Origin of the sequence: Wenyingzhuangia sp., from assembly GCF_039768515.1 — a bacterium.
GTDB lineage: Bacteria > Bacteroidota > Bacteroidia > Flavobacteriales > Flavobacteriaceae > Wenyingzhuangia.
Map to the genome: position 1 here is coordinate 1 of NZ_JBDNAI010000129.1, position 12,141 is coordinate 12,141.

Genomic DNA, 12,141 nt, shown 5'->3' on the forward strand with positions numbered 1-12,141 from the left:
AAAATTTTGCAAGGAAATGGTAGGTCTAATATGCTATTGGATTATGAAGCTTTGCATAAAAAATTAGGGGGAGTAGGCGCCTCAGATAAATTAGCATCAGCTCTTTTAAAATAAAAAAAAGACTAACTTCATAATGCTATGAAGTTGTTGGTCAGTTACATACCTTTTCAGTTGTTGATGGGTGTTTTTTTGGGGATTCTATTTCCACAGGGAAGTTTAAGATTTCTTGTTGTTTATTTGTTGGTCATAATCGTGTTGATGTTTTTATTACATCGTTTTATGATGCATAAATATTTTTCGCACCTCTTTTACTTTATACTCATTTGCATGTTTGGTATGTGCATGAGCTGGTTTTCTCAGCTGTATAATAATGATTTATCAAAGGAGAGTCATTATTTTAGATTTATTGATCAGTCGATTACAGCAAAACTGACCATTTGTAGGCAGTTAAAAAGTACGAAGGTAAGTGAGCGTTTTTATGGAAAATTACATATGATCAATGATACCCAAGTAGAGGGTAAGGTCCTAATTGAATTTCCACTTTCTGTCGAGAATGATTTAAAAGTTGGAGATGTTTTTGTTTGTAAAACAACTCTAAGGAGTATCAACGCTCCAGTTTCACCCTATGATTTTGATTATAAACGATATCTAATAAGACAGCATGTCTACGCAAAAATAAAATTAGAAGGACGTTATGTTAAGTTAGGTGAGGATAATTCTTTGTTGGTTACGCTTCAAAAGTTTAGGTCATCACTTTCAAAAACTCTTGAAGAGTCAAATTTATCAACCAACACAGTAGTGTTGATGAAAGCGATGTTATTAGGAGACAAAAGTAGTGTTACTCAAGAAATAAAAACTTCTTTTACAGATTCAGGGGTTGTTCATATTATTGCGATTTCGGGGATGCATATCGGGATTTTGTACTTTGTGCTTCTATTTACTTTTGGTTTTGTGAAACGCTTAAAATATGGCAACTATGTATACGTCTGTATGGTCTTGATTTGTTTGTGGAGTTTTGCTGTTTTTTCAGGTTTGTCTAGTTCAGTGGTAAGGTCAGTGTTGATGTTTAGTTTTTTTACTTTGACAAAATTAAAAAAGGGATACAGATTGGTCTTTGAGGCCTTAGTGACCTCAATGTTAATTTTACTCTTATTTGATTCCAATTACATTTTTGACATTGGTTTTCAATTGAGTTATTTTGCTGTCATCTCCATTGTAACTTTTTACCCTTTATTTTCAAAGCATGTAACCCTAAAGATCAAGGTAATCCTTTATTTTGTGGATATATTATTGGTGTCTTTTGTTGCACAATTAGGAGTTTTAGGTCTTACCTTATTTTATTTTCATCAAGTACCATTACACTTTTTACTTACCAATTTCTTTGCGGTCTCATTGTTACCCGTGGTATTATATGGTGGTATTCTTGTGCTGATTAAAGTGATCATCAATGTGCAGAGTGTTCACCTAGAAGTTTGGTACGATAATTTTATTTCTTTTTATCTACAAGTTATACAGTTTTTTTCATCTCTTTCTCAATGGATTCTGAAAGATGTTGAAATCAGAATCACTCATGTGTTAAGTTATTATGTTTTACTTTATGGTGTTTGGTATCTAGCCAATTCTATTTCCTATAAAAAAATTACTCATTTTTTTTGTTTGTGCATCGTTTGTCAACTCATGTTCATAGTAGAAACAATATATACAAAAGAAGAACTGCTTTTGTATAACAATTACGGACCTAGTTTGGTCACAGTTCAAACTGCTAAAAAATTAAGAATATTTGGGAAGTCAATTCTAAATCACAAAGATTCATTGCTGTTAAAAGAAAATCGATTCCAAAATAATATTGAAGAATTGATATGTGATACTAATGAAGTATTTGCTTTTAAAGGTGTGACCTATCTGATGGTTAACAAAACCAAGTCTTACGACTTGCTATCTAAAAAAGGAATGGTATTCATTATTAGTAACAATCCGAAGATAAACATGGAAAGGATGATAATCTCTTTAAGACCTAAAACTATAATTATTGATAATTCTAATTATAAGTACCATCAGGTAAAATGGATAGATACTTGTGAGAAATTTAACATACCCTTTTATATTATTTCAGATCAAGGAGCTTACAGAATGGGTTAGGTTTTACTGTTAAATTCTTTATCAAACTCTTCCCAATCTTTTGTTAGGTATATTTCTTCTCCCATGTAATGAAGAAGTTTTTCCATAATAGGTGTTTTTAAGTAGCCAGGCACAACTTGGATTAACTCTTGATTTTTGTTAAAAAAAACGGTTGAAGGGTAGCTTAAATTTCCATTTAGAAGAGCGGATGCCAATTCGTGTGTGCCGCTGCTACCATTTGGAATAAATTTAAAAGTATGATCGTTGTAAAAGATGCTTTCTTTTTGTTCAGCATCTAATTTTACAGCATAAAAATAGGTGTTTATATAATTTACAATGATTTTTTCTGAATAAGTATTGGCGTCCATTTTATGACACCAACCACACCATTCAGTGTACACGTCTATTAAAATAGGTTTTGGATTGGTTTTATTAAGTTCAATAGCTTTTTCAAAACTCATCCAATGAATCTGATCAGCTGGAGGATTTATAAGAGGATTTCCATAACTATAAAAAGTAATAAAAACGAGTATGATTTTGATAAACTTCATGTGATGTTTTTTTATTTTAGGCAAAGTGTAAAGAAATCAAGCATCGATGCCGTGAGACAATTTAATTAATTTTTTATTCAGTAAAGCGACAACTAATCCGGCAAATATAGGTACCAAAGTAAAGATTAAAAAGAAGGTGCTAAGGTTGTATTCATTTGTGATGGATTCTATTTTTCCACCCAAAGACCCTGCTATCTTATTACCAATGGCAATGGCTAAAAACCACATTCCATACATGAAGCCAATCATTTTTGCGGGGACTAGTTTGCTAACTTGAGAAAGTCCTACAGGTGAAAGACAAAGTTCTCCTAAAGTATGAAATAAATAAGCTAAAATTAACCAAATCATACTAACCCTAAATGTTCCTGCTACAGTACCAGAGGGTATCGTTTGCGCTCCAAAGGCTAAGAATGCAAAACCAATTCCAAGTAAAATTAACCCTAGACTATATTTTTGAGCTGATGTTGGATTGTATTTGCTTTCCCACCATTTTGAAAATAAAGAAGCAAAGGCAATAATGAAAAAGGAGTTTAGCGTGCTAAACCAAGATACAGTGACAATCGTTGTTTCAGATCTAAACTGATCGTATATCATACCTCCCACAATTGTCCAGATTACAAGAAAACTAATGATCAAAATAATGTTTGAGGTCTTGATTAGCTGATGCGTTTGTTTGTAAAGTAAAAACAAGACCCAAGAAATAATAGCTAATGGTATTATAGTTAATAGTGTATTGATTAGGTTATAAGCTATGGCATAGTTTCCAATCAATTCTCTTTGTGTATAGTCTCTTGCAAAAATAATCAATGAAGTGGCTCCTTGTTCAAAAGACATCCAAAAGAAGATTGTAAAAATTGCAAAAACAATTAAAGCGATCATTCTATCTCTAATTACTTTTTCATAACGTAAAATTCTACTGATGATCAAAAACAGAAACCCACCTAAAGCTAAAAGAATAGATTGTGTTGCACCAGATACACTATCAACGAATAGAGTAGAGGGTAAAAGGTTAATGTTCGCAATTTTCGAACTGGGGTCATCTAACAAATATAGAAGTCCCACAATAGAGCAGATTAAAATTAAAATTTTATCAATAGTTGTGAATGGGTTTGTCTGACCAACAGATGCTTTGATGATTTTCTTATTTTCGATTGTCGATTGCTTCTTTGGGACTTCCCCTATCTTACCAAATAAAGGAGAGGATAACCAGAATTGGATCGTTCCGAAAAGCATAAATATACCAGCTAACCCAAAGCCATAAGCCCATCCTTTAGTTTCTGCTAAATAACCACAAAGCATCATACCAAAAAATGCTCCAGCATTGACTCCCATGTAATAGATGGTGTATGCACCGTCTTTCTTTTTTGGGGCTTTGGTGTACATTTCGGAAATAATAGAAGTCATATTGGGTTTAAAAAAACCAGTACCTAAAACAAGTAGAGTCAATCCTAGATACATGGATGTTTCATTTTCTAAAGCCATAGATACATGTCCTAAAGTCATAATTGTAGCCCCAATGATTACTGCCCATTTGTAGCCGGTGACTTTATCAGCAATGATTCCTCCTAGTAGTGGTGTTAGGTATAAAAAGCCAGCATAGGTCCCAAATAGGGCACCCGCTTGTTCAGCATTCCATCCCCATCCAGGGTTGTCTACACCAGTAATAGCCATGGTTAAAAAATTGACCAAGAGTACCCTCATTCCATAAAAAGAAAAACGTTCCCACATTTCCGTAAAGAATAAAACGAAGAGCCCGGAAGGATGTCCAAGCACAGTTCTCTGATTGGTTTCACTACCTCCAAAAGAAAATTCCATATGATAAGTTTATCATTGAAAATAAGAAAAAGCTGCCAATTGGCAGCTTTTTTTATTGAGTTTATTTTTAAATTATTTTTTATAACCAAACACAAAGTTAACTCCTGTTCTAAATGACAATTGGTTGATATCTTCGAGGGGTCCAAATATCTTATTAAAGTTGTCTGTTGCTAAATAAAATTGTAATGGTCCTAGTTTGGTCGCTAAGTTTAATCCGTAATCAATCTTTCCTTGATCATTTTTAATTCCAACGAGACCATATGTGGTGTTTTTCAAATCAACATTGTATCCTAGAGCGACCACAGATTCTCTATCTGTAAATTGGTGATTATTAAATACAGTTACTCTAAATTGATGAATTTTAGATAGTTTGTAACTACCAGAGACATAGGAGGTAGTTGCTAATGATGTTTTATAGCTTTCTCCCTCTCTTTCACCAACCTCTAGGTTACCCTCTTCGGTCAGTTTTTCTAATTCTTCTAAGACATCATTGTCTGAGTTCAAATCAGTTCCTACATATTCTAAATTACTGACATCTTCTAAATAATATTCTCTAAGATTATCTTTCCATGTTATGGAACCTATATCGTTTACCGCAGCCTCAATGACTAAATTAGGAATGATTTCATAACTAGCACCAATATCAAATCCAATTCCAGCATTCTTGAATGATATATGCTCTATATCTTCACCATTGTAGCCAGCGCTCATGGCATAAGCATTATTAGTATTTATGGTCCAAGAGTAGTCATTATTGATGTCAACTTGTGCTTCACCATCTTTGTTTGTCGCTCCATCATTGATTCCCAATAAGTATTTAACCCTAATTCCAACTGCTAATTTATCATTTAGAAATTGTTGTGTAAATCCAAACCCACTTTCTACATATGTAGTCGTATGAATATCATCATTCAATAATATGGTATTGTTAGGTTTGGCTAAACCATCATCAAGTAGGTTTAGTAGACCGTTTTTACTCATTCCCCAATTTGTATTGTTCTTTAGATTTACAAAGAAAGATAAGGAACCGTGATTGCGTTTAAAAGCTAGGTTAAGTATGTTAAAATTTGTTATTACGGAGGTATTGATATCGTCTCCTTCAACTTTGTTCTTTACATTTCCATAATTTAACTCAAGTTTATTTGAGCCAGGTATTTCTGTAAGTAAGTCTGAAGGTGAAAATCCTAAATTCGAGGAGATAGACACTCCAGGCAATCCAAAAGAGAACGAGTTCTTTGGGATGTAAACTGGAGATACATCGATAGATTGTTGAACATAATCTCCTAGGTGAAAAAAAGAGATTTGGCTTTGAGCTTTTGCACTATTTGTAAGTAAGACAGTGAAAGCAGTTATGGTAATAATTCTTATTAAATTTTTCATTGTCTTTTTTTTAGTTGTTGTCATCATCTCCATTAATGCTAAGATCTACCACAAGAGATAAATCTAATCGTACTTTATCTGTGCTTTGTATTTTGGCAGCTTCAACATCTGTCGTGTTAAATTCTATAGCCGCTTGTATATGAGTTATGTTTTTCAAATCTTTTATGTTGTCAGTATCTAATTTGACCGTTGTAGTGGTAGGATCGATAATGTTGGAATCTTGTTTTAGTGCTCCGTTTTCATCAAGGTGATAGATTGAAAATCCATTTTCATCAACGGGAGCTCCTTCCATAAGTGAAGCAGGTTTAGAAAAAAGAATGTTTCCATTTTGGTCTAAAAAGTCCAAATTGATTTCACCAGACAATGGAATTGAGTTTCTTGTTAGCAATATTAAGTCTAAAGAGTTTAAGTTTTCCTCTAATTCGTCAACACTTTCAGCATCAAACTCAAAAGGGTTAGGGTTAAAAGTTAGTCCATCAAAAGTAACGTACAACGGTAATTCCACATCGATATCCAGACCTAAAGTATGGTCAACATCAAAGAAATTACTATTGTTGTTTGGACTATTCGGATTTGCACCCGCAACCACGTTCAAGTTGAATTGACTTGGTTTTGCGTTTAACAAGTCCTTTAAGTTTGAGTTTTCGTTGTTGAGAGTGATCACAGAAGAAATTGTTTCTCCATTGTTTGTATTACCATTGATAATAGCATAATGGTTCATCGTATTCCCATTGATTGGTTCAATCTGATCGTCATTAGGAGATGCATCTGTGATTGCTAAATTATTGGTTGTTATTCCATCGGTAGAAGAAATACTTTCAAGTGTTAGCCCAATTGGAAATCCATAACCGCTAGTTGCTGTAATTTTTAAAGTTGGATTTTCAAAAGAAATATTTCCATCTCCAAGTTCATTAAAAAAATCTAAATCAAATGATTCATTCTCTATGTTAAAGCTAGCTTCTTTAAAATCTCCATAAGCTGTTTTGGCTTTTGGAGTGTTCAGTCCAATGGTATAGCTTAATTTGTCATCATCACTCACATTGTCTCCTGCTTCAAATGTAATAACAGCATCGAGTTGTATTGCAATGGTATTGAATAAATTAAGAGAACTAGGATTAAAAATATCGTAGCTAAAATCAAAGTTGTAATCAATCAAGTCAACTTCAATCTCTGTTATATCGGTACCAATGTTGTTGTTTAATACAAATCTTTTGTTGTAGCTCCCTCCGTCACTTTTTCTTGTCAGAGATGGGATGGTAAATTCAATTTCAGTTTGAGCTTCAGTTGTTGTTTCCAAAGCGATTTTGAAAGTACCCTCAGAAAAGTTAGCTGCAGTCAATTCATATTCCAAGTCCAAAGTTTGATTCTCTTGAAAAGACTTAGATGCTTTGTCATCTGTAATGATACCTGTTACGTAAGCAACATTTCCTACAAGCCCTGTGTTTTCTAATAAATTAAAATCTCCGGTAAATGTTTGGTCTTCTACCTTAACAAAGTCGGTGTTGCCATCAGAATTAATGGATTGAGAGTAGTTGAAGCTAATCAGCGATTTACCATTGTCATCATAGCGACCAACACTCAGATCATCGCCTATCTCTTCAAATAATGCAGATGCAGTGTATTCAGAATGGCCAATCTTTAGGCCAAGTGCTAAACTTGGTGATTCGATTTCTTTTTCAAAAAAGGAGGTGTCAAAAGACTCAGAGCAACTTGTGATGTTCAAGCTGATGACTACTAATACAAGAAGATGAATTCTTGTTTTTTGTGCAAATTTTTTCATAAGTAACTATTTGTTAAATCTGCTCCAAAATTAGAAAATTAAATCTGTCTTGTGGTTTTTTTTCAAAAAAAACAGGAACAAAATGTTTTGTTTCTAGTATTTCAAGTTAAGGGTGCTATATTTGTTTATTATTTATTATAGTCAAGATAAAATATGTCAAATTTAGTCTCAGGTTTTTCAAAGTTTACTAAGGAACAGAAAATAGAATGGTTGTCTGAAATTTTTTTAAAAGGAAATAAAGATGCAAATCAAATCTTGCGTCTGTATTGGAATTCTGATGAAAAGTTACAGCAGTTACACGATGACTTTATCGAAAATACGATTTCTAACTATTACATGCCTTACGGTATAGCTCCAAATTTCGTGATTAATGGAAAACATTACGTAGTTCCGATGGCTATAGAAGAGAGTTCTGTGGTAGCAGCCGCTTCTTTGGTCGGTAAGTTCTGGTCTGATAAAGGAGGGTTTAGAGCATCTGTGTTGAGTACTGTTAAAGTAGGTCAAGTACATTTTATGTATGGGGGCAGTAAGACAGATTTAGAGTCTTATTTTTTGAGTAAAAAAACAGATTTATTAAAGTCAACTGAGACCATAACCGAGAACATGCGAAAGCGTGGAGGGGGGATATTGGAAATTGAGTTACGAGACAAGACAGATGAGCTTAAAGATTACTATCAGCTTCATGTTACTTTTGAGACCAAAGATTCTATGGGAGCTAATTTTATCAACTCTTGCTTAGAGGCAATGGCTCAAAATTTCGAGAAAGAAGATATTCAAATTGTGATGAGTATCCTTTCGAATTATATCCCTGAGTGTTTGGTTCAAGCTGAAGTTAGCTGTGAAGTTGAAAAGCTACATCCTACCAATGGCCTTCTATTTGCTAAGAAAATGAAGCAAGCTGTAGATATTGCGAATGTGGACCCTCATAGGGCTGTTACACATAATAAGGGGGTGATGAACGGAATAGATGCGGTAGTGATTGCGACAGGTAATGACTTTAGAGCTGTTGAGGCAGGTGTACATGCTTATGCCGCTCGCTCAGGTAAATATAAGAGTTTGACAGCGTGTGACATAGAGAATGGTGTATTTACTTTTTCTATTCAAATACCCTTAGCATTAGGAACTGTTGGAGGTTTGACAAGTACACATCCTCTGTCCAAATTGTCCTTAGAAATGTTACAAAACCCATCAGCTAAAGAATTAATGCAAATTATTGCTGTTGCTGGGTTGGCTCAAAATTTTGCGGCACTAAGAGCATTAACGACGACAGGGATTCAAGAAGGACATATGAAAATGCACTTGGTGAATATTCTTAATCAATTGGAGGCTAGTCAGGAAGAAAAGCAAAACATAACAAAACAATTGTCAGGAAAAACCGTAAGTTACAGTGGTGTTGCTGATGCTTTAAAAACACTAAGGGCCTAATGCAAAAATATTATAGCAATGGAAAACTATTGATCTCCGGAGAGTATTTGGTTTTAGATGGTGCCATTTCATTAGCTTTGCCAACGGTATATGGACAATCATTAGAGGTGTTTTCCTCTGATAACAAAAGCATCTTTTGGAAAAGCTATACTGTAGAAAAAGAATGTTGGTTTCAAGCTGAGTTTGGTTTTGAGGATTTTGAGATCATTCGTTGTACTTCTCTTAAAGATGATGGAAATAGAATAGCAAACACACTCCAAGAAATTTTAATCGCCGCGAAAAATCTTAACCCTAATTTTCTTAAAGATTCTGAAGGGTTAGAAGTCAGAACTTCACTTGATTTTCCTAATCATTGGGGTTTAGGAACCTCTTCAACTCTTATTAATAATATTGCACTATGGGCCAATATAGATGCCTTTGAATTGTTAGAAAATTCTTTTGGTGGTAGTGGATATGATATTGCCTGTGCACAAAATAATCAAGCCATTACTTACCAAAGAGAAAAGGGTCACAAAGTGATTACTACGGTAGATTTTAGTCCTGAGTTTAAAGAGGAATTGTTTTTTGTCTATTTAAATCAAAAACAAGATAGCAAAGAAGGGATCAATATGTATCGATCTCTAGAAACGAGTAAAGAACCATTCATTGAGGTTATTGATGATTTAACACGTAGATTGGTGCATGCCAAAACAATAAAAGAATTTTCGGAGTTGCTCAACAAGCATGAAGCGTTGGTTGCTAAATTGTTAGAAACCCAAACGGTCAAAGCAAAGTTGTTTGAGAATTTTAAAGGATCAATCAAGAGTTTGGGCGCTTGGGGTGGTGATTTTGTATTGGTTACTGGAAAAAGAGAGTATGTTTTTTCATACTTTGAAGCAAAAGGTTATGAAACCATTCTGTCATATCAAGATTTGATCTTGTCTTAGTATTTATCAAAATCGATATCGTCTAAGTTTTCGAACTCGTCAAAATTATCTTCAAATTCATCTTGGTCAAGCTCAAATTCTTTGTTCTCTTTTTCAGCTTTAAATTCTTTTTCAGGAGCTTGATCAGGAGTGTTACCGATGGATAGAATTAATTTGGGTATTTCTGTTGTAGTTGTTTCCGAGACTTCCAAAAGTTCACAATAGAATGTCCACATATTCATGTAGTCGTAGACATAGATAAGTTTTTCTTCTGGATCTTCAATGTTTTGTTCAATGGTTGTGTTGGTCATGCTCAAAGCATTAGGAGTATCATCCATGGCGAATAGAGGGATTTCTTCTCCTTGGTTCCATTCGTCGTCAGATCTATAAAACGATGCCATTTCTTGACCATTAAACCCAAACACATTTGCTATTAACTTGTGTAGTTCTTCCAAACTGTTTGAAGAATCAACAAGTAGTGTCCTGATAATATCTTCTTTTGTATCTAAAACAACTCTTATTTTGTATATCATTTCTACTAATTTATCCCTACAAAAGTAGCTATAAAACTCAATAAATATGTAATTTTACAGGAATTAAAATAAAATACAAATGGATGTTGAAAAAGCATTAGAGCAATTAAATCAGTTTAGAAAATCTACACTCATGGAAACTCTAGGTATAGAGTATACTGAAATAGGGGGTGACTATTTGGTTGCAACGATGCCAGTTAATTCAACCGTCCATCAGCCTATAGGAATTTTACATGGTGGTGCTACCGTTGCTTTGGCAGAAAGTGTTGGAAGTGCTGCCTCTTTTTTGTTTATTGATACTGAAAAATTTACGGTTAAGGGAATAGAAATTTCTGCGAATCATCTTAAAAGCAAAAAAGATGGGATAGTAACTGCAAAGGCTAGTCTGGTGCATAAAGGAAGAACTACTCATTTGTGGCAAATCGCTGTTACTGATGAGGATGGTGCTTTAATTTCAATGTGCAAAATAACCAATATCATCATCTCAAAGTAAAATTAAAGTTGAAATATTCAGAACAAATAGAGATTGCTTTTAAAGCTCAAAAACCTTTTGTTGCTTTTAAGAATCCCAATGAATCTATGGTAAACGTGATGATTCAACAGACCAATGATCTGGTAGAATTTAATGACTTTACAAAATCAGGATATGTGTTTGCTCCATTTAACAGTGATGAAACCGCCTACTTGATACAGCCAGATCTCTATTTTAAAGATAAAATAGAGGTTTTTGATGTCAAATCAGAGGGCAGTAAATCGATTCCCCTAAAGCAAGAACAGAAGTCACACATAAAAATAGTCAAGAAAGCGGTTGAAACCATAAAAGAGACCAAGTTGACCAAGGTTGTGATTTCTAGAAGTGAAAACGTGTTGGTTCCCAAATTTGACTTGATGACTGTATATAATAGGTTGTTAAATAAATATACGAATGCTTATGTTTATGTCTGGTACCATCCAAAAGTAGGTCTCTGGATGGGGGCCACTCCAGAAACTTTATTAAGGGTGAAAAGTAACTCGTTTAAAACGATGGCGTTAGCCGGTACTCAGTCTTTTAATGGTGATCTTAATCCTTCTTGGGGATCTAAAGAAATAGAGGAACAACAAATGGTATCAAGTTTCATCAAGAAACATTTGAAGCATGTAGTTAAAGATTTACGGTTTTCAGCTGTGGAGACAGTTAGAGCGGGAAGTTTATTGCATTTAAAAACAAATATTTCTGGACACTTATTTCAGGCTAAAGATTTGGCTAATTTGGTTCAGTTGTTGCACCCTACACCAGCAGTTTGTGGGTTGCCTAAACAGTTGAGTAAAACATTTATTCTTAACCATGAAAATCATCATAGGTCTTTTTATAGTGGGTATTTAGGAATGATCAATATGTCTGATGAAACTTCTCTTTTTGTCAATTTGAGGTGTTTTCAGATGAAAGGAGATGAGGCCAAATTATATATAGGAGGAGGGGTGACAGCCCATAGTGATGCGTTGAAAGAATGGGAAGAAACAATTGCTAAAAGTAATATTATAAAAGCCGTATTTTAGGATGCTTTTTTTTTGTGCTTATTATGCAGTTGTTCTTTTTTATATTTTTTGTACAAATGTGATTGTGCTCAAATAAAAAAACGACACTCGTCTATAGC

Annotated in this window: 10 protein-coding genes; 5 read left to right on the forward strand and 5 right to left on the reverse strand. The window is 33.9% G+C overall.

Translation table 11 applies throughout. The features are described 5' to 3' along the window. The first annotated feature begins 177 nt into the window (after nucleotides 1-177). Nucleotides 178-2,139: a ComEC/Rec2 family competence protein gene (locus ABF281_RS08190; RefSeq protein ID WP_347181199.1), complete on the forward strand. Its 1,962-nt coding sequence runs from the start codon at nucleotides 178-180 to the stop codon at nucleotides 2,137-2,139. Here the strand turns inward: ABF281_RS08190 and ABF281_RS08195 are convergent. From ABF281_RS08195 to ABF281_RS08210, 4 genes are all read right to left on the reverse strand, one after another. Continuing rightward, the gene (locus ABF281_RS08195; protein WP_347181190.1) at nucleotides 2,136-2,669 is read right to left on the reverse strand and encodes a DUF255 domain-containing protein; all 534 of its coding nucleotides are present in this window, start codon (nucleotides 2,667-2,669) and stop codon (nucleotides 2,136-2,138) included. The two genes, ABF281_RS08190 and ABF281_RS08195, sit on opposite strands and share 4 nt — an antisense overlap. Nucleotides 2,670-2,705: 36 nt before the next feature. After that, nucleotides 2,706-4,484 (reverse strand): peptide MFS transporter, encoded by a 1,779-nt coding sequence (locus ABF281_RS08200; protein WP_347181191.1) that lies wholly within the window; start codon nucleotides 4,482-4,484, stop codon nucleotides 2,706-2,708. Nucleotides 4,485-4,556: 72 nt separating this feature from the next. Next, nucleotides 4,557-5,864 carry a DUF5723 family protein gene (locus ABF281_RS08205; RefSeq protein WP_347181192.1) on the reverse strand — a complete coding sequence of 436 codons (1,308 nt, stop codon included), beginning with the start codon at nucleotides 5,862-5,864 and terminating at the stop codon, nucleotides 4,557-4,559. Between the two features lie 10 nt (nucleotides 5,865-5,874). Next, the gene (locus tag ABF281_RS08210) at nucleotides 5,875-7,644 is read right to left on the reverse strand and encodes a hypothetical protein (RefSeq protein ID WP_347181193.1); all 1,770 of its coding nucleotides are present in this window, start codon (nucleotides 7,642-7,644) and stop codon (nucleotides 5,875-5,877) included. Between the two features lie 153 nt (nucleotides 7,645-7,797). Between ABF281_RS08210 and ABF281_RS08215 the strand changes: the two genes are divergently transcribed. Both ABF281_RS08215 and ABF281_RS08220 read left to right on the forward strand, forming a co-directional pair. After that, nucleotides 7,798-9,069: a hydroxymethylglutaryl-CoA reductase, degradative gene (locus tag ABF281_RS08215; protein ID WP_347181194.1), complete on the forward strand. Its 1,272-nt coding sequence runs from the start codon at nucleotides 7,798-7,800 to the stop codon at nucleotides 9,067-9,069. Continuing rightward, on the forward strand, nucleotides 9,069-9,995 hold the full coding sequence (locus ABF281_RS08220) for a GYDIA family GHMP kinase (protein WP_347181195.1): 927 nt from the start codon (nucleotides 9,069-9,071) through the stop codon (nucleotides 9,993-9,995). Before ABF281_RS08215 ends, ABF281_RS08220 begins: the two co-directional genes overlap by 1 nt. Here ABF281_RS08220 and ABF281_RS08225 read toward each other — a convergent pair. Beyond that, nucleotides 9,992-10,507, reverse strand: coding sequence for a hypothetical protein (locus tag ABF281_RS08225; RefSeq protein WP_347181196.1), 516 nt, complete (start codon nucleotides 10,505-10,507; stop codon nucleotides 9,992-9,994). The genes ABF281_RS08220 and ABF281_RS08225 overlap by 4 nt on opposite strands. Nucleotides 10,508-10,586: 79 nt before the next feature. On the opposite strand from ABF281_RS08225, the gene ABF281_RS08230 reads away from it, so the two are divergent. Further along, nucleotides 10,587-11,000 (forward strand): PaaI family thioesterase, encoded by a 414-nt coding sequence (locus ABF281_RS08230; protein WP_347181197.1) that lies wholly within the window; start codon nucleotides 10,587-10,589, stop codon nucleotides 10,998-11,000. An 8-nt stretch (nucleotides 11,001-11,008) separates the two neighbouring features. Continuing rightward, on the forward strand, nucleotides 11,009-12,043 hold the full coding sequence (locus tag ABF281_RS08235; RefSeq protein WP_347181198.1) for a chorismate-binding protein: 1,035 nt from the start codon (nucleotides 11,009-11,011) through the stop codon (nucleotides 12,041-12,043). The last annotated feature ends 98 nt before the right edge of the window (nucleotides 12,044-12,141 follow it).

Bases quoted from the DNA above. Each gene is read 5' to 3' on its own strand.
- ABF281_RS08215 (WP_347181194.1), top strand. From the start codon at position 7,798: ATGTCAAATTTAGTCTCAGGTTTTTCAAAGTTTACTAAGGAACAGAAA.
- ABF281_RS08190 (WP_347181199.1), top strand. From the start codon at position 178: ATGGGTGTTTTTTTGGGGATTCTATTTCCACAGGGAAGTTTAAGATTT.
- ABF281_RS08230 (WP_347181197.1), top strand. From the start codon at position 10,587: ATGGATGTTGAAAAAGCATTAGAGCAATTAAATCAGTTTAGAAAATCT.
- ABF281_RS08220 (WP_347181195.1), top strand. From the start codon at position 9,069: ATGCAAAAATATTATAGCAATGGAAAACTATTGATCTCCGGAGAGTAT.
- ABF281_RS08210 (WP_347181193.1), bottom strand. From the start codon at position 7,644: ATGAAAAAATTTGCACAAAAAACAAGAATTCATCTTCTTGTATTAGTA.
- ABF281_RS08195 (WP_347181190.1), bottom strand. From the start codon at position 2,669: ATGAAGTTTATCAAAATCATACTCGTTTTTATTACTTTTTATAGTTAT.
- ABF281_RS08200 (WP_347181191.1), bottom strand. From the start codon at position 4,484: ATGGAATTTTCTTTTGGAGGTAGTGAAACCAATCAGAGAACTGTGCTT.
- ABF281_RS08205 (WP_347181192.1), bottom strand. From the start codon at position 5,864: ATGAAAAATTTAATAAGAATTATTACCATAACTGCTTTCACTGTCTTA.
- ABF281_RS08225 (WP_347181196.1), bottom strand. From the start codon at position 10,507: ATGATATACAAAATAAGAGTTGTTTTAGATACAAAAGAAGATATTATC.